This window comes from Stenotrophomonas sp. SrG (genome assembly GCF_050031795.1).
GTDB lineage: Bacteria > Pseudomonadota > Gammaproteobacteria > Xanthomonadales > Xanthomonadaceae > Stenotrophomonas > Stenotrophomonas rhizophila_A.
Map to the genome: position 1 here is coordinate 1 of NZ_JBNBBE010001250.1, position 237 is coordinate 237.

Sequence of the window (237 nt, forward strand, 5' to 3'; positions counted from 1 at the left end):
CCAGGCCGATCAGCATCTCACGCACGGTGCGTGCGCGCCGTTCGGACAGCGCCTGGTTTGCGTAGAACCCGCTCCCCTGCAGGCGGTCGGCATGGCCGACCAGCGTGTCGCCCTGCAGCTTCAGCTTCTCCGCGGCGATGCTGGCCAGCGCGCGGTCGATGCTCTCCAGCGAGTCGGTGCGGCTGTCGCGGTAGCCGTCGCGGTCGAACTCGAACAGCACGTTGGCCACCAGCGGGC

General features: G+C 70.0%; 1 protein-coding gene. It reads right to left on the reverse strand.

The annotated features are described in order from the left end of the window. Positions 1 to 237 (reverse strand): hypothetical protein (locus ACQG3P_RS23445; protein WP_426806383.1); only part of this gene is annotated, 237 nt, incomplete at both ends.